Source organism: Yersinia sp. KBS0713 (assembly GCF_005937895.2).
Taxonomy (GTDB): domain Bacteria; phylum Pseudomonadota; class Gammaproteobacteria; order Enterobacterales; family Enterobacteriaceae; genus Yersinia; species Yersinia bercovieri.
In genome coordinates this window covers 1,593,338-1,614,671 of record NZ_CP042173.1, presented here as the reverse complement: position 1 = coordinate 1,614,671, position 21,334 = coordinate 1,593,338, and the positions used below count along the sequence as shown (strand labels likewise).

The window sequence follows — 21,334 nt, the reverse complement described above, 5'->3', positions numbered from 1 at the left end:
AAAAAACGGCAAAAAATGTTACCGCCGATGCGCCAGAGACCTGACCCATTTATCACCCAGGCTTTGTACACCTTGCACCAAAATCACCAGAATGATTAATGTCGCGACCATCACTTCATTATTAAAGCGTTGATAACCATAACGAATAGCCAGATCACCCAGTCCGCCGCCACCAATAACACCCGCCATGGATGAGAACCCCACCAGCATCACGACAGTTAAGGTCATTCCGGCCAATAAGGCAGGTAGCGCTTCCGGTAATAACACTTTTTGAATCACATGTCTGGCTGAGCCGCCCATTGATAAAATCGCTTCGATCCGCCCTTTATCGACTTCATCCAAGGCCGCCTCTACCACTCGGGCAAAGAATGGAATAGCGCCTAACGTGATGGGAACAATTGCCGCAGTGCTGCCCAAGGTGGTGCCGATAATCCAGCGCGTAATCGGAATTAATGCAATCAACAGCACCACAAAGGGCATCGAACGCCCCAGATTCACAATGGCACCAATAAAAGTATTCAGCCGAGGCGCAGGTAAAACACCATTCGGACGCGAAACAAATAGCAAAACACCTAATGGCAGCCCAATCAAGACGGTGAAAAAGGTAGCGATCACCACCATATAAATGGTTTCGCCGGTAGCATTCGTCACCAATGCCAGCAGATCCTGCCAACTCATGCCACTGTTCATATCAGTTCAGCCCTCACACCGCGCTCATTAAGAAATTGTAATATTTCAGCTAAATTTAACCCGCCGTCTGGGTGGCTAAAATCAACCTGTAAGCGGCCAACCCGTTGACCACCAATGGATTCCACACCACCGCCCAACAGTGTGACCCCAACCGCATGTTGCTGCGCCAGCTCACTGAGTACCGGCGACGCCGATAGAGTATCGAAGAAGGTTAGCTCCGCAACTGGCGTGCCGGATAGAGAGGTCGGGCCGCAGGTCGGTAGCAATGAACGCCCCAGACGCGAGTGAGGGGAAGCCAGTAAATCCGTAATAATACCGGTCTCCACCACCCGTCCGCGCTCAAGTAAGGCGGCGTTATCACAGATGGATTTCACCACGTCCAGCTCATGGGTGATCAGCACGATGGTTAACCCCAGTTGGCGGTTAATATCGCGCAGCAGCGCCAATATTGATGCGGTGGTTTCTGGGTCAAGAGCACTGGTGGCTTCATCAGATAGCAGATAGGCCGGTTTAGCCGCCAGCGCCCTTGCAATGCCGACGCGCTGTTTTTGCCCACCCGATAGCTGCGAGGGGAATGCATCGGCCTTGTCGCTCAACCCAACTAACGCCAATAACTCGGCGACACGTTGCTGGCGCTGCGGCTTGGGCATACCAATAATTTCCAAACCCACCGCAATGTTGTCGCGCACATTACGTGAGTGAAGTAGATGGAAATTCTGAAAAATCATGCCGATATTCTGCCGTTGCAGGCGCAATTCTCGCTCAGAAAGAGTGGTTAACTCACGGCCATCCACCTGAATACGGCCCGAAGTGGGCCGCTCCAGTAGGTTCAAACAGCGGATTAAGGTGCTTTTGCCCGCACCGCTGCGGCCAATAATACCGAACACCGAGCCGGTGGGGATCTCAAGCGAGACCTCCGTCAGGGCCACCATCGGCAGCCCTCCTTGCGGATAGGTTTTACTCAGGCGTTCGATGCTAATCATGATCTATTGCCTGCCACCGGGATGACTGAACCTGCGTATTTTTCAGTGATAAATTTCGCCACTTCCGGTGACTGCAAATCTTTCGCCAACTGTAAGATCCGCGGGTCATTTGCCAGCGCTGGCGTGGTGACCAGAATATTGGCATACGGGTTACCGGCGGCTTTCTCCAGACCCAATGCGTCTTTTGCTGGGTTCAGCCCGGCTTCCAGCGCATAGTTGCCGTTGATGACCGCTAAATCAACATCATCCAGTGAACGTGGGATCTGCGGTGACTCGATTTCCAAAATTTTCAGCTGTTTTGGATTGCTCGCGATATCTTTCGGTGTCGCCTGATTTTTAGCCGGATCAGTAAAGCCCGGTTTTAGTGTAATCAGCCCCTGATCTTGCAATAAATAGAGCGCACGGCTGAGATTGGTGACGTTATTTGGCACCGCTACACTGCCTTTATCCGGCACATCAGCAAAAGTTTTGTGTTTGTGGGAATAGACCCCCAACGGCTCGATATGCACGGTCGCGGCGACGGCAAATTTCTGCCCTAGCGCCTGCTCTTGAGAGCGCAAATAGGGCACATGCTGGAAGTAGTTGGCATCAACATCCCCGTGGGCCAACAACTCATTGGAGTTCACACCATTGGGGATCTCAATAACTTTCAGATTCAGTGACGGGTCCAGTTTTTGCACAAATTGCAATATTTCTGCATGAGGTACTGGATCTGCCGCGACGCGCAGTGCCTCGGCAGCTTGTGCCGATAGCGTGAAAGTCGCTGCCAGAGCCGTCAGCAGTGCCGCACTAACCCAGCCAGAAACGCGTGTTTTTGTCATCACTGTTTTTTTCATCATCATTATCCCAAAAATTAAGTTTTTATCATTGAGTATCAATAGGTTGTATTGGCTGCTTCTGATGGCGCGATCACGTCAGGGTAGTGCTTTTTGGCAACATCAGGGTGAGAGCGCAGCCGTCCTTTCAGATAATTAAGCCCCACATCACGAAACAGCGGATTGTGCGGATCACTGGCTGGCCCGCGTGCTTCAGCCGCTAGCGCTGCCGGCAATTGATACAGTGGCACCACGGCATCCAGACGTGCGCCGAGGAAAAATGCAATAGAGAGACGATCCGCACCGGCTGGCGGTGTTTCTACCCGATGTACTGTGGCACGTAGGTAACCATTACTGGCCAGCTCTAATAGCTCACCGATATTGACCACAAAAGTACCTTGCTGCGGAACGGCATCAATCCAGCGCCCCTCTTCCACTTCAACTTGCAAACCACGTTGCTGGTCTTGTAGCAAGAAACTGAGGAAACCTGAGTCTTTATGGGCGCCTACGCCCTGTCCGCTGTGGGTGGTTTCACGCCCCGGATAGCGGATCAGTTTGATGTGTTCATTGGGCTTATCGCCATACAGCTCATCAAACGCATTCTCATCCAGATTTAATGCCAGCGCGAAAGCCCGCAACAAGCGCAGCGCCATGCCGGTCATTTCCCGCTGCCATTGCAGTAACGCGGGTCTTAATTCAGGTAAGTTGGCTGGCCACTGATTGGGGCCTTGCAGCTGTGCCCAACTAGGGGCGCCCGATGTTTGTGGCAGAGGGGCTCTTTCGGCACCAATATCAAACTGTTCGCGCCAATCGGGCTGACCACGAGTGAGTTCAGCGGCGGCACGGTTATAGCCGCGAAAATGGGGGGAGTGCACCATGGCAACCGCCAGTTTCTCTTCATCGGGCAGCGCAAAGAATTTACGCGACAGGGTTTGGATTTGCTGTAATAACGCGGGGTCAATGCCATGTCCGGTGAGATAGAAGAATCCGATATCCCGTGCCGCATGGCGTAGGGCGACTAAGAATGCCTGGCGCTCAGTTTCACTGCCATTCAGCAAGGAGAGATCCAATAAAGGCAGTGTGGTGGCCGATGCCACATTGGCGGCGGATGGATTAACGAATCGTGGATTGCTTAACTTTTGGTGGCTCATTTTTCACTCCAGGGTGTTCAATTGGCTGTTTTTTCTGCTCAGAACCAATGAAAACTGGACAACCATATAAACGAAGAATCAGCATAATCAGCTCCTGAGCTGTGGGGTGAAAGCAGACAGACGACAACACTCTCTTTGGCCCTTAGGCGTTTAGTAGCAAACCGCATTCATCACATGTTGTATTGAGTGTAAAAAGCAGTTTTAAGAGCGTTCTCGACTAGATACTTAACAATTTATACCTAAACGATATAAACAATTAACACCGAAATTCAGCAGCGCACCAATATCAATCCGTTCTATGTTATTTCTTTCATTACTGATTACCGCTCGCACTCTTCACGATCATTAAGCTGTCTTATTGGCTGGCTAATCTGATCTCCTTTCATGTTTGGGTAGAAAGTATTAGCTTAGGCTATGAATACCCCTGATTCCGGTTGGGAATTTCTGATGTCCAGCACATGCACGATTAAGTTTTACGTCAACCTTTCTGTCTGCCTGGAGGAGACTTAATGGACTTAGCCCTGTTTGATCTCGACGAAACACTGATTAGCGATGACAGTTCTGGCCTATGGTTGCGCTGGTTGGTTGATAAGGGGCTTGCGCCCGTTGCGCTGGCAGAACAAGAACAGTATTTAATGAAACAGTATTATCAGGGTGAGCTATCGATGTCCTGTTACATGGAGTCGACACTCTCCCCCTTGGTTGGGCGGCAGACGACGGAAGTTGCCGGTTGGGTTGAGCATTTTATCGAGCGCGATATTCTGCCGCGCATCTACCCGCAAGCCCGAAAAATGCTGGCCTGGCATCGTAATCGCGGTGATTACATCGTGATTATCTCAGCCACTGGCGAGCATTTGGTGACGCCCATTGCACAGCATTTCGCCGCCAATGCCGCCCTATCTATTGGGGTTGCGGTGGAAGATAACCGCTATACCGGCAAAACCTATGGCACCCTGACTTATCGCGAAGGTAAAGTCGAGCGGCTAAAACAGTGGCTGTCGGCATCGCCGCAGTTAGATTTTGCCCATACCTATGGTTACAGTGATTCGATCAATGACAAACCGCTGTTGGAGTATGTTGACCACGCCACAGTGATCAATCCTGGCAATGAATTGGTGGATTTAGCGATTTTGCATGACTGGAATATCCACCATTGGCAACACAAGAGATAGACAATATTTCAAACAAATATAGGGGGTTACATGCTAACTGTCTGGGGTCGGAATAACTCGAGTAATGTCAAAAAAGTGCTTTGGTGTTTGGAAGAGTTGGCGCTTAGCTATGAGCGAATTGATGTCGGCGGCCAATATGGTCAGTTGAATGAGCCACTTTATCGCGCAATGAACCCCAATGGCTTGATCCCCTGCCTGCAAGATGGCGATTTTATTCTGTGGGAATCTAATACCATCGTGCGATATTTAGCTGCTCAATATGGTGAGAACACGCTTTATCTCTCTGATGCACAGCAACGAGCGAGTGCAGAGAAATGGATGGATTGGGTGACTTCCAGTATCGCAGCGCCCTTTAGCGCAGTGTTTATCGGGTTGGTGCGGACCCCGCCGGAGCAGCAGGATAAAGCCAAGATAGCTCAGGGCATGGAACAGCTGAATAAGTTAATGGCGATTGCCGATAGCGCCCTTGCTAAGCAAGCTTATCTCTCCGGCGATAAATTTGGTATTGGCGATATCCCGCTCGGGTGTCTGGCCTATGGCTGGTTTAATCTGTCAATTCCCCGTCCTGAATTGCCACACTTACAGCGCTGGTATCAAAGCCTGACACAGCGTGCGGCATTCCAAAAAGTGATTGATATTGGCATAAGTTAAATAAGCAGGGGTAAGCGAACGCCGCTAACCCTGCGGCTTCAAGACAAAACTTGATCCTCAAAGCCATTGGAGTCGCAGGTAGGCAGCCAGTGAACACATCCCGATGAGCTTACTCAAGTAAGTGATTCGGGTAAGTGAGCGCAGCTAACACCCCTGCGGCTTCAAGACAAAACTTGATCCTCAAAGCCATTGGAGTCGCAGGTAGGCAGCCAGTGAACACATCCCGATGAGCATACTCAAGTAAGTGATTCGGGTAAGTGAGCGCAGCTAACACCCCTGCGGCTTCAAGACAAAACTTGATCCTCAAAGTCATTGGAGTCGCAGGTAGGCAGCCAGCGAACGCATCCCGATGAGCTTACTCAAGTAAGTGATTCGGGTAAGTGAGCGCAGCTAACACCCCTGCGGCTTCAAGGACGAAGAGGATTAGAAATCGTAGCTGGCCCCCACCATATACCGACGACCATCCAACACCTTGTCATTTACTTCAATATCCACACGTTTATCCAGTACGTTATAGACCCCACCCATTAGGCGGAACTCTTTCGTGAGCTGATAGTTAGCGCCTAAATCGACAAATGTATAGGATGGCGTACTGCCGCCGATACTGGTGCGATTGAGGTACTCAGAGGTTTTACCTCGGTAGTTAGCGCGCACCCAGGTTGCCAGTGCTTCACTTGCCTGCCAGTTTAGGGTGCCATTTAGCATGTGTTTCGGCATCTGATTCAGTGGTTGGCCGGCAAACTGCCCGCTCTTCTGCTCAGATTGGGTAAAGGTGTAGTTGGAGGTCAGTGACCACTCTTGGTTAATATCCCAACCGAAAGTGGCTTCCACACCACGAGTAATGGCTTTGTCGACGTTGGTGCGGTCACTGATAAATTTATATGAGGCGCCATTGATCATACATTGACCCGACGCCTTACCTGTGGTGTCGGTGCAACGGCGCACCTCGGTAATTTTATCTTTGAAATCAGTATTAAACAGCGTCACACCCGCATTCATACCCTCCTGATCATCCCAGAGAATACCTATCTCCTGACTGATGCTGCGTTCTGGTTTCAGGTTGGCATTACCGATAATAATGGCTGGATCGCCACGGCCCCCGGTGATCTGCCCCCAGTTTTCGGTGGCCTGACGTAGATCCGGTGAACGATAACCTCCCGATACCCCACCCTTTAATGTCCATTGCTCTGCCAAATGCCAAACGCCGTATAACCGTGGCGTCCAGTGGGTGCCATAGTTTTCATCCTGATCCATGCGAACGCCGCCGGTCAGAGCGAAATCATTGGTCATCTGCCACTCATCTTCAGCAAACAGTGCCCAGCTCCAGCGGGTTAATTTGGTTAAATCTTTGGCCGAGGCTAATTGGTTACCGGTGTCATTTAGCTCTTCATAGCGATATTGACCGCCCAGAATAAGGGTGTGATTATCCAGCAGGAATGAGGTCTGGGTATTAAAGATATTATCGACACTTTTCATTTCCCGTGATGGATTACGGGTTTCATCGCGCTGAACATAGCTGGTTGAGTTACCAAAATCATAATAGCCGTGATGAGTAATCGCATAATTATTGCGGTCATACTGCACATCACTACTTTTACCATTTAATGCCACTGAGCGCCCTGCCGTTGAATTACGGTCTTGCACATAGTGGCCAATATCAAAATCAAATTCATTTTTATCGTCGGGTGTCAGGGTAAATGTCGCCGCACCATTTCTTAGGCGCTGCTCATTATAACCATCGACGATTTTATCTTCGCTACGATGAGAGAGCAGGCCGCTAACTTTTAATCCCAGTAAGCCATCAATTAATGGGCCGGAGGCATAGGCATTAGTCTGGAATATATCACCGGATTTAGAGTCTTCCTGCAAAGTGGCATCAGCGCGCACTGTTCCGTGCCACTCTTTACCCACTTTGCGAGTGATCACGTTAATCACGCCGCCCATAGCATCCGAGCCATATAGTGAGGACATCGGCCCGCGAACCACCTCAATGCGCTCAATGGCAGCCAGTGGTGGCAACCAGCCTTGCTCGATACCTGAACCATCACTGTTTGGCCGTGTCCCACGGGTATCCACACGTTTACCATCCACCAGAATTAAGGTGTATTTCGCCGCCATCCCACGAATACTGATATCGCTGTGGCTGCCGCCGCCTGTTACCACGACGCCGGGAACATCTTTCAGCGCATCGGTAATATCGGTATAGGCTTTATTTTCGATTTGCTCGCGGGTTACCACAGAAATAGACGCCGCCGAGTCTTGAATACGTTGCTGGAAACCTGATGCTGTAACCACAATAGTATCTGTAGGTGTACTCTTTGTTTCAGAGAAATTAGTTTCGGCAGCATGTGCCTGAGAAGAGATAATTGCAGCGATGACTAATGCCGCAGATTTTGTTTTCCTAAAAGCCTGATTTACCTTATTCATTACACGTTCTCCATGAGGTATAAATTTACTCAGAGCCTTTCCGTCAGGTTCTTTTTGCATATAACGATGCCGCCTGTCGGGCAGGTGAAAGTTATTTTTATAAATTTCGGCAATAGCTCACCACAGCAGAAATAGCGCTTCCAACTATTACTGCCTAATGCTTAATTATTATTATGTGAAACCTATTACTGTCGAAATAGACCCAAGGCTATTGGGGTTCCGTTATCAATCCATCAATTAATACTTGCGCAGTGCCTTGCGAGCAGCGCTCAATACGCCCTTTCACTCCATACACTTTGGCCAGACTCTGCGGTGTAATCACCTCTTCCGGTCGACCATCCGCAATCAAGGTGCCATTTTGTAACATCAGTACATGGTCGCCATGGCGCAAGGCGATATTGATGTCATGCACCACAACCACGGTAATAATATTGCGTTTGCGCGTCTCCTTGCTCACCAAACATCATGCGCGCAATATGTGGTGCCACCAGTCCGACAACAAAGGCCACCGCCAGTGCCGATAACATGCTGATACGTAACAATGTTCCTAGCCGTAGGCGGCGAACATCGATACCAAAACTGATCGCCCGATCTTCACCTAAACGCAACGCCGTCAGCCTCCACGAACTCATCATCGACAGTGGTAACATCAGGGCAAACACCGCCAACATGACGCCCAATTTGCTCCATGATGCCCGCGCCATGCTCTTATAGCGCCCCATCACATCAACATCAGCCCCGCTGGATGTTTTGGTCATGGATTCTGTGGTTATACTCATTATTCCGTTACCTGTTACGAGCCATTATTACTGCTTAAAACTCATGTTTTCGTTGCTGGTTCCCAGCCTCCAATCACTGTCCATTTGGCTCGACAGGAGGGGAACGACGAATTCAATATGGTGCTAACAATAAATCAAACGATAATAATTATCAATAAGATTGGTGTAATTGACTGCGTATAATTATATGTAACCCTATATTTTATAATGTAATTTAATTGGCGCGGCCCAGCAGGCCAAAATTTGGTCGGGAGAGTGGGGTATATCAGAGAAATTTTTTGGCTATTGATGGCCCGACCGACTGACATATCGCTTAAATAACAAGCAGATTGCCGCCGTAAAAAAGGGCGATACAAATATCGCCCTTCATCACTACAACAGTTTATTGACCACCAGATCCTATTTAGTCAGAGGTCACACCGTTTTTTTCGGCTCCTGATAATCTTCACTATCATCACGCCATTTCGGGAATTCCATCTCTTTATATTTGATAACCTTAGTGCCACGGGTCAGCTTGTAGCCGAACCAAATCACCAGGAACAATGGAATGCCGATATAGGTGGCGGTGACGCCATACCAGTCAATGCGGTCTTGCAGGAATGCCTGATAGTTCTGCCCCAAGGTAATGATCAAGCAGAGCACAAAGGCAAAAATCGGCCCCAGCGGGAAGAAACCGGACTGATACGGCAAATCGTTCAAATCACGACCCTGGATCATATAGCCACGGCGGAAACGATAGTGGCTGATAGCAATACCTAACCAGGCGATAAAGCCGGTCATCCCTGAGGTATTTAGCAACCATAGATAGACGGTTTGGTTACCAAACATTGAGCTGAGGAAGCATAACCCCGCAACTACGGTAGTGGCATACAGGGCATTACGCGGCACACCGCCCTTAGACAGTTTAGCAAAAATCCGTGGCGCTTTACCTTCGGAGGCTAAGGTAAACAGCATGCGGGTCGAGGCGTACATGCCAGAGTTACCGGCAGAGAGTACCGCCGTCAGGATAACCGCATTCATCACTGCCGCCGCTGACAACAGGCCCGCGTTCTGGAACACCAAGGTGAATGGGCTGACACTGATATCTTTAACGTCATTACGTAACAGACTTGGGTCGGTATACGGAATAATCAGGCTGATAATCAAAATAGCGAAGATATAGAACAGCAGAATACGCCAGAATACTTTACGCACGGCACGAGGAATGTTTTTGCCCGGATCTTTTGATTCACCGGCGGCAATACCGATCAGTTCCGTCCCCTGGAAGGAGAAACCGACAATCATCGCCACCCCAATCATCGCAGAGAATCCACCCGCAAACGGGGCATCACCTATCGTCCAGTTGTGCCAACCTGCACTTTCGCCCCCTTTCATGATGCCGCTTATCATCATCACACCAATAATGATGAAGACCACAACCGTGACCACTTTAATCAGGGAGAACCAGTATTCCGCTTCGCCAAAACCTTTGACTGAGATGTAGTTCAGCAAGAACATCAGCCCGAGGAATAGCGCACTCCAGATCCAACCGGGGGCATCGGGGAACCAGTAATTCATCACCAATTGTGCGGCGACCAGGTCAACGGCGATAGTGACCGCCCAGTTGTACCAGTAGTTCCAGCCGAGGGCGAAGCCGAAGCCCTCCTCAACATATTTGGAGCCGTAAGTTGAAAATGAGCCGGAAACGGGCATAAATGCCGCTAATTCACCAAGGCTGGTCATCAGGAAGTAAACCATCAGGCCAATCAATGCATAGGAGAGCAGTGCGCCCCCTGGGCCTGCTTGCGATACTGTTGCCCCAGAGGCAACAAATAAGCCGGTACCAATAGATCCGCCGATAGCAATCATGGCTAAATGCCGCGATTTTAACTCTCGTCGCAGACGCTGTGCGCCCTGCGGCACTGGGGTTTTAGTATTTTGCTGAGTCATTATTACCCTAATCCACCCTTAAAAAATAAGGCGGGATTGTAACAAATCCCACCCGCTCGGATAGTAACAATGCACTGATATAAGATACCTTCATGATCCCAGCGCAATTATTAGCAAAAGCGCGATTGCCAGTAAAAACAGTTAGCCGTAGGTTTTTCTTGCCGCAATAACCCGCAGAGCTGGTGTAAAACACTTAAAATCCGCGGGCCGACACGAGTCATTCGCTTGCGGCTCATCTACGCCGCTCAGTGCTCTTCCTGGCAATAACTCAGGAAACGCTGCAAGGCGTTAGAGATGTGTTTTTGCCGATGGTGAATCAAGTATAAGGTACGCACCAGTGTGGGTAGCGGGATATTCAGCTCAATCAATTCGCCATTGGCAAGTTGATCGGCTATCACCCTGCGCGACAGGCAACTGATGCCCATGCCATAACGTACTGCCCGCTTAATCGCCTCCGAATTACCCAGCTCCATGACCAATTTAAAGTGCGGCAATTTCGCCAATAGCAGGTGATCCAGCACTTCACGGGTGCCTGAGCCGCGTTCACGTAAGATCCAGTCTGCACTCGCTAGCTCATCCAGTGTCAGCATTTTGTGGCACAGCGGATTATCCGGCGCGGCAAAGACCACCAGCTCATCTTGTAGCCAGGCTTGTGTCATCAACTCCGGCATATGACACGGCCCCTCAATCAGCCCCAGATCACCGCGAAAATCAGCCACCGCCTCAATCACATCCTGACTGTTGCCGATATTCAGCTCCAGAGGTGTGCCGGGGAAATCGCGCCGATACTTAGCAATCATGCCCGGTAACATATAATTGCCAATGGTACTGCTGGCGGCGATACGTAATGCCCCCAGATCCTGCAAAAAAAGCTGTTCTATTTCCATTGTCTGGTCGAGTAGTGCCAATGCTTTGGGGTAAAGTAAACGCCCATGTTCATTGGTAACCAACCGCTTACCGACCCTATCAAACAGTTGCACCCCCAATTGCCCTTCCAAATCCGCCAAGGCAGCGCTGACTGCTGATTGTGAAAGCGCGAGCACAACCGAGGCTTGGGTCGTAGAGCCGCTTTTCAGCACCTCAGTAAAGACTTCAAGTTGACGTAAGGTTATGTGCATAACGGTCTCTGTAGTAAAAAATGGAGGACGCTATCATCACTCTGCTCGTCAGTTACTGGATGAACCGAGCTAACTTATTAGTTGTCAATACCATCACTGACGAAAAAGCCTATAGCCTCAATTACCGTATAAGACTAACACCTTTAAGCAAAATCGGCAGGTTATCGGTGCAGGAAATTAAGCGGAAAGAGGGTTATTTGTTATCATCTGAGTGAAAGAAAATAGAGTAAGCAACTGCGGCAACCGTACTGATAACCATCTTTAAAATCAACCAGATAGTCAATAGATAACTGAAGGTTTAGCAAAGCGGGATACCGCGTTCAGTCTTAAACGGATTAAAATGGGGCATAGTTGTTTATATGCTGAGGATGCCAGCAAAGTAATAACATAATTAATAATATTACTACCGACTAACGGTAACCTTATTACACCTAATATCCATTACTTATTCCGATGATTTAGACAAATTAATACGCATATTAACTCATTGTGCAGCTCGTTTTATAGACATACTCTTTTCCATGATGTGATAAGTTATCGTATATCCCCGCACCAATATTATTAATTGTTTTATTTATTAGTGTATTAGCAATAGCTATTCGCATCTGAAATCTATGGATGAATTTCAATTAGCGAGGTATTAATTATGAATAACACCATTAAGTATTTGCTGCTTTTTTTAGCCACGGCAACCATTCCTACCTATGCCAGTGCATGTGAACTCGCAGGCGAAAGTCCGGAGGAGTGTCAGTCGGAATGTATGATGGCGGAGGATTTTGAGACTTGTGTTCTTGGCTCAGCCCAGAATCCAAATAGTGACACTACCCCCACTGTAACCATGCAAGCTGCTCAGCCAACATCCCGCTAAATGTATTATCAGGCATACCTATTTTCGTATGCCTGACTCACCGATAGCCGTGCTCCTGGCCTTGACTCGGGCCTAATTCCCACTTACCACTTATATCGATTAATTATAAATATATAATGAATTTATCTATTATTGCCAAAGTCGTTAAACTACCCACAATCTTTACAGGCAATAGGATATAAAACATGGCAACTTCTCATAGCAAAGAACTCCCTCGACCACAGCAGTTTACCCTGCCCCGCTATCTTCCGGGTTTGGTGTTAACCGGTGTGATGACTGGGTTGGCGCTTACCGTGGGTGATATGCCGTGGTTTATCGATATGGGCCTCGGCGCCCTGACGTTGGCTATCATATTTGGTATCGTCGTCGGCAATACACTCTACCCGTGGGTGCAACCCGTTTGTGCTGACGGCGTGCTGCTCGCCAAACAGCACTTGCTGCGATTGGGGATCATTTTGTACGGCTTCCGCTTGACCTTCCAGCAAGTCGCTGATGTCGGCGCGACCGGTATGCTCATTGACCTGTTAACCCTAAGCTCTACCTTTATCCTGGCGTGTTGGCTGGGTAAACGTGTTTTCGGCTTGGATCAGCAAACAGTGATGTTGATTGGTGCTGGTAGCAGTATTTGTGGTGCCGCCGCCATTATGGCCACCGAGCCGGTGCTGAAAGCTGACGCCAGCAAAGTGGCGGTTGCCGTCGCCACGGTGGTAATTTTCGGTACGCTGGCTATCTTTGTTTACCCATGGCTGTATCAGCTAAACCTACATTACCAGTGGCTACCATGGAGTCAGGAGACCTTTGGTATCTTTGCCGGTTCGACGATCCACGAAGTGGCGCAGGTGGTAGCTGCCGGACATGCCATTGGCCCTGATGCTGAAAATGCGGCAGTTATCACCAAAATGATCCGGGTGATGATGTTAGCACCATTCTTGCTGTTACTTTCCGCCTATCTGGGGCGTAGCAGCCTAAAAACCAGCGGGGAAAAACGTGAGAAAAGTGCCATCACCATTCCTTGGTTTGCGGTGATATTTATTCTGATGGCCGGTTTTAACTCACTCAATCTGCTGCCCGCAGCCTGGGTCAACCATCTGATTACACTGGATACCATTTTGTTGGCAATGGCGATGGCGGCACTGGGGCTAACCACCCATATTGGCTCCATTCGTCAGGCGGGGGTTAAACCACTGTTACTGGCCCTGCTGCTGTTTGTCTGGCTGTTGGTTGGCGGGACAGGCATCAACTTACTGGTTCAGCATATCGCGGCATAAAATAGTGTCACCAAGGGCTGCATCAAGCGGCCCTTCTCTTTTCTCTCCGCTTCCACCATTCAATCATTCCGCTATCAATGCCATAATGGCTCGGTTACCAAAGGAGAATGGAATGAAATTTGTCGGAGCACACGTCAGTGCCGCGGGGGGCGTAGACCAGGCGGTGATTCGGGCGCATGAGCTTGAGGCCACCGCCTTTGCCCTGTTTACCAAGAATCAGCGCCAATGGCGCGCAGCCCCACTAGCGGAAGATGTTATTGAGAAGTTTAAGCTAGCTTGTGAGCAATATGGCTACACTTCGGCTCAAATTTTGCCGCACGACAGCTATCTGATTAACCTTGGCCATCCGGTCATTGAGGCGCTAGAGAAATCTCGCGAAGCCTTTATTGACGAAATGGCCCGCTGCCAGCAACTGGGGTTGTCACTACTGAACTTCCACCCCGGCAGCCATTTACTGCAAATTGATGAAGATAAGTGTCTGGCGCGCATTGCCGAATCAATCAATATCGCGCTGGATGCCAGTGAGGGTGTCACGGCGGTGATCGAAAATACCGCCGGACAGGGCAGTAATCTGGGCTTTAAGTTCGAACATCTGGCCGCCATCATTGACGGCGTAGAAGATAAAAGCCGGGTTGGCGTCTGTATTGATACCTGCCATGCTTTCGCCGCTGGTTATGATTTACGTACCGAAGCCGATTGCGAGCACACCTTCAAGCAGCTCGGTGATATCGTCGGTTTTCAGTATCTGCGCGGTATGCATCTTAATGATGCGAAAAGCGAATTTAACAGCCGTGTCGACCGCCATCATAGCCTCGGTGAGGGTAATATCGGCAAAACCGTATTCAGCTATATTATGCGCGATGCGCGTTTTGATAATATTCCGCTCATTCTGGAAACGGTGAATATGGATATTTGGGCCGAAGAGATAGCCTGGTTGAAGTCGCAAGCTGAAGTTTAGCCAATACGATTGAGGCAACTGCTTGAGTCAAAATCGGGATAGGGGCTGATCTCACAACCAGCCTCCTCCCACACCACCGTACATACGGGTCCGTATACGGCGGTTCGGTTATGTTGATCGTCGCCTTCCTATAACTCTGGCAGGCCCAGTCTGACGAACAGGTTATTGGGAAGTGCTATGTTCAGCGCCGGGCTACAGCTCACCCGCCACTGTTTATGGCAACTTCCCACCGTCTGCGCCGAGAGGTCTTTGCTAACCCCGCGATTGTGCAGCTCTTTATAACGCTTGCCGCCCGTTTTCCACTGTTTCCAGAGGACACTCCGCAGCCTGCGCCTTATCCACCCGTTCAGCTCTCTTATCAGCGATGGCCACTCGTTCAGCCTGTAGTAGCTTTTCCAGCCCGTCATATATCGCTTTAACGGCTCGATTAGCTGCTCCAGGCTTCTGCCCGTGTTACGTCCCGTCAGTTCCCTTATCCGCGTTTTGAACCGCTTCACCGATCCCGGCGACACCACGCACCACACTTTCCTGCCCCTTATGAAGCTGTAACCCAGGAACTTACGCGACTCCGGATGCGCCACTGCGCTCTTTTTCGCATTCACCTTCAGCTTCAGTTTACGGCTCAGCCAGTGCGTCAGCCCCGCCATCACACGATTGCCTGCACGTTCGCTTTTCACATACACATTACAGTCGTCTGCATAACGGGCGAACTTCAGGCCGCGTTTCTCCAGTTCCTTATCGAAGTCATCCAGCAGCAGATTCGATAACAACGGCGACAGCGGGCCGCCCTGCGGCGTCCCTTCTGTCACCGGCCTTACCAGACCGGCTTCCATCACGCCTGCATTCAGGAACCTGCGGATAAGTGACAGCACCCGTTTATCCGACACCCGTTTCGCTATCCGGCTCATCAGTACATCGTGGTTCACCCGGTCGAAGAACTTCTCCAGATCGAGATCGACCACCCAGTGATACCCGGACCCAATATATTCATGAGCCTGTTTCACAGCCTGATGGGCAGAGCGCCCGGGGCGGAACCCGTAGCTGCTGTCGCTGAACGACGCATCCCACTGCATCTGCAACACCTGCATCATCGCCTGCTGGATAAAACGATCCACCACCGTCGGGATACCCAGCAGACGTTCGCCGCCGCAGGGTTTCGGGATGGTCACTCTTCTTACAGGGGATGGGCGATAGCTGCCGGACAGCAGTTGCGCTTTCAGTTCGGGCCAGTGGTGTTTCAGGTACTCCGGCAGTTCGCTTACGCTCATGCCGTCGGCTCCCGCCGCACCTTTATTGGCCTTCACTCTTTTCAGGGCTTGCCTGAGATTGACGGGTTCACAGATGGCTTCCATCAGCCACGCTGTTGACGACGGACTTTCTCTGGTCGTCGGTGCCTGCCCGGTTTCAGCCCCCCGGGAACCGGCGTCCGGGGCTTCACCCCTTCTTCGGGCTTCAGGGCCGCGATGCGTTTTCTGCTGCATGACCGTTCAGAACCTCCGCTGATACTCGTCACTCATTACCGTTCGGGCCTTCAGACGTCACGTCCTACTATGCCCTCTGCTGACTCCTGTCCACCGGTCAGCGCACCTTACGATGCACTCAGTTCTGAATACAGAACGCCGGACAGGCCTCCCGGGGTAAGCTCAGCCGCTTTCACCACACACCTGCCCAATCTACCACCCCGGCTCTTGATGGTTATGGCCTTCGCAATCACATGCTTGCTCCGCCAGTCGGGTAGGCCTTATATCGGGTTTCTGTCCGTCAGGTCATGGTTTTGCTCCACGCTTCCTTCAGACCCCGCCTCACGACGACGCCCTTGCGCTTCACTAGTCCTTCGCCACCATCAGGCTGGACAGGGGACTTTCACCCCCGAGCTGCTGAGCATGCCCGGCACACATGAAAAAACCGGCACTTGAGGCCGGTTTTTTTATCTCTACCTAAACTGCGCTAACTGAATAATGCGCTAACTGAATAGAGTGTTACGCGACTTTCGCCACCACGTCATCAGGGCGTTTCAGCATGGCGTATGTACCACCTGCCAACACAGTACCGGCAATAATAGCCACCAGATATAACAGCACTGGATGGATAGCCCCTGGGATCAGCAGCACGAACAAGCCGCCATGTGGTGCCATCAGTTGTGCGCCGAATGCCATAGAGAGTGCACCTGTCAGTGCGCCACCGGCGATACAGCACGGCAAGACGCGCATTGGGTCACGGGCAGCAAACGGGATCGCCCCTTCAGAGATAAAGCATAAACCCAGAACCAGCGCGGCTTTGCCCCCCTCCTGCTCACCTTTGTCGAACTTATGACGCGCCAACAGTGTTGCCAGACCCATTGCCAGCGGTGGCACCATCCCCGCCGCCATGATGGCTGCCATCGGTGCATAAACTGAAGAGCTAAGCAGCGCCACACCAAAGGCGTAGGCCGCTTTGTTGACCGGCCCACCCATGTCGGTACACATCATCGCACCGAGGATAGCCCCCAGCAGCACCGCATTCGCAGTACCCATGGATTGCAGCCAATCAGTCAGGCCAGTCATGATTTTTGCCACCGGCGTACCGACCACATAAATCATCACCAAACCGACAATCAAGCTCGCCACTAGCGGGATGATCAATATCGGTTTGAGCGCTTCCATACTTTGCGGTAATTGCAGTCTAGTGCTGATAGCTTTCGCGACGTAACCTGCCAGGAAACCGGCAATGATACCACCGAGGAAACCCGCACCAGTGCTTACGGCTAACATACCACCAATCAAACCCGGCGTCAGACCTGGGCGGTCAGCAATGGAGAAGGCAATAAAGCCCGCCAAAACTGGCACCATCAGGGCAAATGCAGAACCGCCACCGATTTGCATCAAGGCGGCAGCCAGGGTGCCTTTCACTTCAAATGCTTTGATGCCGAACACAAAGGAGAGCGCGATACACAAGCCCCCCGCCACCACCATCGGCAGCATGTAGGAGACACCGGTCAACAGGTGGCGATACGGGCCGCCAGTTTCTGTTTTCTTGCTGCTGGTGCTGCTGCCGGTTTTTGGCTGATAAACCTCAGCTTCCACCAGAGCTTTGTCCAGCTCTTGCACGGTTTTCTTCAGCGCCAGACCTGTGGTGGTGCGATACATCGGTTTGCCGACAAACTTATCGAGATCCACTTCAATATCAGCGGCCACGATCACCAGATCAGCCGCCGCCACCTCTTCGGGTGTAATTGTATTGCCTGCACCCACGGAGCCACGGGTTTCAACTTTTACCCACCAGCCACGTTTTTTCGCTTCACTTTCAATGGCTTCTGCTGCCATAAAGGTGTGCGCCACCCCTGTTGGGCACGCAGTAATTGCCACGATACGTTTTGGCGCGCTGTTGGCCGCAACAGGCGCAGATGCTGCAACAGTCGCCTGATAGGGTTTGGCCTGAGCAATGGCTTGGGCCAGGAAAGCCTCCGGATCGCGTACCGCTGTTTCTACATCACCGATATAGAGTTTTTTGCCGTTCAGCGCACTGTCAGCCGGGGCTGATTGCCCAGCGACAATCACCAGCTCGGCATCAGCTGCACTCTCAACCCAGCTCAGTCCTGCTTTTGCCGCCGCAGCACCCAACATCAGTGTCGCGAGGTGGCCTCTGGCCTGCCCGAGCGAACTGTCTATTATTAGTAGCGTTTTCATTTCGCCTCCGGAGATTAATTAAAGGGTTTCAGGTCGACTTTTGCCATCATGGCGGCTAACTGCGGGCGATCCGTAATACCCACATTGCTCTGACTGACGGCCAAAGCAGCGACTGCTGTCGCCAGACGCAGCGTGTGTTCGCTGGACTCGCGCATTAATAATCCGTAGATCAGGCCACCTACCATTGAGTCACCGGCACCGACAGTGCTGACCACTTCACAGGCCGGCGGTTTTGCCAGCCAGGCACCGGAGGCGTTGACCCACAATGCCCCTTCCGCACCGAGAGAGATAACCACATGGGCAATCCCTTGGTCGCGCAAGGCGTGCGCGGCCTCCACCACATCACCCAGTTCGGGTAGTGGGCGCCCGGCCCAAATTTCCAACTCACGGCGGTTTGGTTTCACCAACCATGGTGAAGCTTTCAGCCCGGCGACCAGTGCTTCACGGCTGCTGTCGAAGATGATGCATGGGCACTGGGAGCGCAGGCGTTTCATCCAGTCAGTGAAGTCATCTGGATTGACGCCAGCGGGCAGACTGCCGCTGACCGCAACCATGTCGAACTGCCCCAACCAGCTCAATGAGTCGTTGACGAAGCGATCCCAATCCGGTTTGGTCACTTCAAAACCGGAGAAGTTAAAGTCGGTCACTTCGCCATCTTTTTCCGTCAGTTTGACGTTAATGCGGGTACGGCCTGGCACCACCTGAAAACGGTTGGCGATACCCAGTTCACTGAATAACAGCTGGAAGCCATCTTGGTTATCTTTACCCAAGAAGCCGCCGACGGTGACATCAATTCCCAAGTCTTTCAGCACCTTGGCAACATTGATCCCTTTCCCTGCGGCATGTAGACCGGCGGTTTTCACCAGATTGACTTCACCACGTTCGATTTCAGGGCAAAAACCCACCAGATCGTAAGCCGGATTCAGTGTGATGGTGGCGACTCTTCTGCTCATGCTGCCCCCTCGCCCAAACCGGCGGCGATAGCTTCACCAATGGCATCCAGTGCTGCCTGTGCATCTTCACCGCTGGCGGTAAAGCGCAGGCGATTGCCTTTTTTAACCCCTAAAGCCACTACTTTCATCAGACTACGTCCATTAGCGGGTTTACCGGTGCCGTCCAAGTTGGTCACGGTGATTTCACTGGCAAACTGTTTGATTGTATTGACTAAAATCGTCCCTGGTCGCGCATGTAACCCGTGTTCGTTACGGATAACAAATTCAGCGCTTAAGACTTCGCTTTGCTCAACATACTCGCGGGTCAGCAGTGCCAGCAGCGCGGCAGCATCGGCGTTCAGCAACAGGTCAGCTTTTTTCGCCAGTAGCAGGTCGCTGAGATAGTTCAGCACCGACAGCGGTTGATCATCAGCTACCGAGAGTGTCAGCAGCAGAGCCACTTTTTCGCCATGATGCTCGAAAGCAGTCGCCGGGCGGCTTACCGTGGCAGCACTGACCAAATTGCCTTCGGTGCTGTCACTCAACCAGATACCCTGCCCCAAATTCAGTGGCGCACGGGTAATCACATCACTCACAAAACGGGCATCGACTGCGCCGATTTGCTGTAAACGACCGGCATTCAGCGCTTGCAGCGTGATCAGGTTATCCGCCGCCACATCAAGGGCTATCAGTGAGGTGTCGAAATGGAATTCAGCCGCTTTTTTCTCGCCCATCAGCAAACTGCGTAACTCTTCAGCCGAGGTAGTGGTGGCCAGTTGCTCCGCCACCGCATCATCACTTAATACGTGGGTTAACTGGCGCAATAAGGCCAAATGCTCATCAGAACGGGCCGCAATGCCAATCACGATATAGGCGGTTTGATCGTCGCCCCACGCGATGCCCTGCGGGAATTGGAACACCTGTACGCCGGTGTTCAGCACTAAGTCGCGGGTATCAGTGGTACCATGTGGAATGGCGATACCATTACCCAGATAGGTGGATGTTTGCTGCTCGCGGGCCAACATGCCATCAACATAAGCGGCAGCCACGCAACCCGCTTGAGTCAGTGCCGCGGCCACCTGAGTGATAGCGTCGTTTTTACTGTCTGCTTGTGCAGCCAGATGGATATCTTTCGTCGATAATTGGAACATATATCTCCTCTCCTGCTGAAGTTGAATCGTTTCAGCTTTAATGAGAAACAGGAGCGTTACCCTTTATCATCTGGTGACGAGATAACGCTGAAACGTTTCAAGGAGTGTGTTTCCAGCTAAGAATATATGCAAGTTTTCTGCTCTAATTCTTGATGGATTTTTGACATCCCGCACATTTTTGCTATGAACAGGTTTATGTCAGCAGCGAAATGGCCAAACTAGCTGATGGTTGCTGATACACATTTATAGGGAGTGAATACGATGTCTGTTGTGGTCGGTGTTGGCGTGATTATCGTCAATCAACAAGGTGATGTACTGTTGGGTAAGCGTTGCGGTCAGCATGCCCCTTACTGGTCAATTCCCGGTGGTCATATGGAGGCTGGGGAGTCATTTGAGCAGGCGGCGACACGCGAGATTTTCGAAGAAACCGGCTTAAATATCAATAATCTGCATGTTATCGCGCTGTGCAATAACATTGCCACCTGGCGCGATGAGGGCAAACATACCGTTTCGGTCTGCTTACTGGCGCAGCATCCCGGTGGACAGCCAGAGCTGAAAGAGCCGGATAAGTGTCAGCAATGGCTATGGTGTAATCCACGGGAGTTACCTGAACCGCATTTTGAAGCCAGCCGCCACGCCATCGATTTATGGCTCAATCAGCAGTTTTACCGCACTTACGACTAAAAAACAGCGCTATATAACTTACCATATAACCAGCAATTTCAGCTGGTTATTTGCCCTGCGTCGCAAAAATTCGTTCATTCCTCGCATTTATAC

Annotated in this window: 18 protein-coding genes and 2 pseudogenes; 6 read left to right on the top strand and 14 right to left on the bottom strand. The window is 51.1% G+C overall.

Annotated elements, in window-relative coordinates; genetic code table 11:
• Nucleotides 1-18 precede the first annotated feature (18 nt).
• From FFE93_RS07620 to FFE93_RS21700, 5 genes are read right to left on the bottom strand one after another with little or no spacing between them, the layout of a single operon-like run.
• A complete protein-coding gene (locus FFE93_RS07620) occupies nucleotides 19-690 on the bottom strand; it encodes a methionine ABC transporter permease (RefSeq protein WP_032898258.1) in 672 nt (223 codons plus the stop codon).
• Nucleotides 687-1,673 (bottom strand): methionine ABC transporter ATP-binding protein, encoded by a 987-nt coding sequence (locus FFE93_RS07615; RefSeq protein ID WP_049601483.1) that lies wholly within the window; start codon nucleotides 1,671-1,673, stop codon nucleotides 687-689. Before FFE93_RS07615 ends, FFE93_RS07620 begins: the two co-directional genes overlap by 4 nt.
• Nucleotides 1,670-2,494 (bottom strand): MetQ/NlpA family ABC transporter substrate-binding protein, encoded by an 825-nt coding sequence (locus FFE93_RS07610; RefSeq protein WP_032898274.1) that lies wholly within the window; start codon nucleotides 2,492-2,494, stop codon nucleotides 1,670-1,672. The genes FFE93_RS07615 and FFE93_RS07610 overlap by 4 nt, the downstream gene beginning before the upstream one ends.
• 53 nt (nucleotides 2,495-2,547) lie before the next feature.
• Nucleotides 2,548-3,639, bottom strand: a complete 1,092-nt coding sequence (locus FFE93_RS07605) for an isopenicillin N synthase family dioxygenase (protein ID WP_049601485.1) — start codon at nucleotides 3,637-3,639, stop codon at nucleotides 2,548-2,550.
• On the bottom strand, nucleotides 3,602-3,724 hold the full coding sequence (locus tag FFE93_RS21700) for a hypothetical protein (RefSeq protein ID WP_261369050.1): 123 nt from the start codon (nucleotides 3,722-3,724) through the stop codon (nucleotides 3,602-3,604). Before FFE93_RS21700 ends, FFE93_RS07605 begins: the two co-directional genes overlap by 38 nt.
• Nucleotides 3,725-4,148: 424 nt before the next feature.
• Here FFE93_RS21700 and FFE93_RS07600 point away from each other — a divergent pair, with 424 nt between their 5' ends.
• Together FFE93_RS07600 and FFE93_RS07595 are read left to right on the top strand one after the other, a co-directional pair.
• Nucleotides 4,149-4,811 (top strand): HAD family hydrolase, encoded by a 663-nt coding sequence (locus FFE93_RS07600; RefSeq protein WP_005276200.1) that lies wholly within the window; start codon nucleotides 4,149-4,151, stop codon nucleotides 4,809-4,811.
• Nucleotides 4,812-4,841: 30 nt separating this feature from the next.
• Entirely contained in the window at nucleotides 4,842-5,462 is a 621-nt protein-coding gene (locus FFE93_RS07595; protein ID WP_032898252.1) for a glutathione S-transferase, read from the top strand.
• A gap of 423 nt (nucleotides 5,463-5,885) precedes the next feature.
• Here FFE93_RS07595 and FFE93_RS07590 read toward each other — a convergent pair whose 3' ends face one another.
• The 5 genes and pseudogenes from FFE93_RS07590 to yieE form a co-directional block, all read right to left on the bottom strand.
• Nucleotides 5,886-7,889, bottom strand: a complete 2,004-nt coding sequence (locus tag FFE93_RS07590; RefSeq protein ID WP_005274535.1) for a ligand-gated channel protein — start codon at nucleotides 7,887-7,889, stop codon at nucleotides 5,886-5,888.
• Between the two features lie 208 nt (nucleotides 7,890-8,097).
• Nucleotides 8,098-8,349: pseudogene (locus FFE93_RS07585) on the bottom strand (ABC transporter ATP-binding protein); the annotation flags it as partial.
• Nucleotides 8,342-8,596 (bottom strand): annotated as a pseudogene (locus FFE93_RS07580) (iron chelate uptake ABC transporter family permease subunit); the annotation flags it as partial. The pseudogenes FFE93_RS07585 and FFE93_RS07580, both read right to left, overlap by 8 nt.
• A 486-nt stretch (nucleotides 8,597-9,082) precedes the next feature.
• On the bottom strand, nucleotides 9,083-10,597 hold the full coding sequence (locus FFE93_RS07575; RefSeq protein WP_005274524.1) for an amino acid permease: 1,515 nt from the start codon (nucleotides 10,595-10,597) through the stop codon (nucleotides 9,083-9,085).
• Nucleotides 10,598-10,842: 245 nt separating this feature from the next.
• Complete coding sequence (gene yieE / locus FFE93_RS07570; protein WP_005274521.1) at nucleotides 10,843-11,715, bottom strand: DNA-binding transcriptional regulator YeiE; 873 nt, start codon at nucleotides 11,713-11,715, stop codon at nucleotides 10,843-10,845.
• Between the two features lie 646 nt (nucleotides 11,716-12,361).
• Here yieE and FFE93_RS07565 point away from each other — a divergent pair.
• From FFE93_RS07565 to nfo, 3 genes are all read left to right on the top strand, one after another.
• Entirely contained in the window at nucleotides 12,362-12,583 is a 222-nt protein-coding gene (locus tag FFE93_RS07565) for a hypothetical protein (protein WP_032897944.1), read from the top strand.
• Between the two features lie 185 nt (nucleotides 12,584-12,768).
• Entirely contained in the window at nucleotides 12,769-13,851 is a 1,083-nt protein-coding gene (locus FFE93_RS07560; RefSeq protein ID WP_032897943.1) for a YeiH family protein, read from the top strand.
• A 112-nt stretch (nucleotides 13,852-13,963) separates the two neighbouring features.
• Nucleotides 13,964-14,809 (top strand): deoxyribonuclease IV, encoded by an 846-nt coding sequence (nfo, locus tag FFE93_RS07555; protein ID WP_049601498.1) that lies wholly within the window; start codon nucleotides 13,964-13,966, stop codon nucleotides 14,807-14,809.
• Between the two features lie 128 nt (nucleotides 14,810-14,937).
• Here the strand turns inward: nfo and ltrA are convergent, their stop codons facing one another.
• From ltrA to fruB, 4 genes are all read right to left on the bottom strand, one after another.
• The gene (ltrA, locus tag FFE93_RS07550; protein ID WP_261368997.1) at nucleotides 14,938-16,161 is read right to left on the bottom strand and encodes a group II intron reverse transcriptase/maturase; all 1,224 of its coding nucleotides are present in this window, start codon (nucleotides 16,159-16,161) and stop codon (nucleotides 14,938-14,940) included.
• 627 nt (nucleotides 16,162-16,788) lie between these two features.
• Nucleotides 16,789-18,474: a PTS fructose transporter subunit IIBC gene (gene fruA / locus FFE93_RS07545; protein ID WP_005274509.1), complete on the bottom strand. Its 1,686-nt coding sequence runs from the start codon at nucleotides 18,472-18,474 to the stop codon at nucleotides 16,789-16,791.
• A 14-nt stretch (nucleotides 18,475-18,488) separates the two neighbouring features.
• Nucleotides 18,489-19,427: a 1-phosphofructokinase gene (gene fruK, locus FFE93_RS07540; RefSeq protein ID WP_032819407.1), complete on the bottom strand. Its 939-nt coding sequence runs from the start codon at nucleotides 19,425-19,427 to the stop codon at nucleotides 18,489-18,491.
• Nucleotides 19,424-20,557: a fused PTS fructose transporter subunit IIA/HPr protein gene (fruB, locus tag FFE93_RS07535; RefSeq protein ID WP_138775001.1), complete on the bottom strand. Its 1,134-nt coding sequence runs from the start codon at nucleotides 20,555-20,557 to the stop codon at nucleotides 19,424-19,426. The genes fruK and fruB overlap by 4 nt, the downstream gene beginning before the upstream one ends.
• A 261-nt stretch (nucleotides 20,558-20,818) precedes the next feature.
• Here fruB and FFE93_RS07530 point away from each other — a divergent pair, with 261 nt between their 5' ends.
• The gene (locus FFE93_RS07530) at nucleotides 20,819-21,241 is read left to right on the top strand and encodes a nucleotide triphosphate diphosphatase NUDT15 (protein WP_005274499.1); all 423 of its coding nucleotides are present in this window, start codon (nucleotides 20,819-20,821) and stop codon (nucleotides 21,239-21,241) included.
• Nucleotides 21,242-21,334 lie beyond the last annotated feature (93 nt).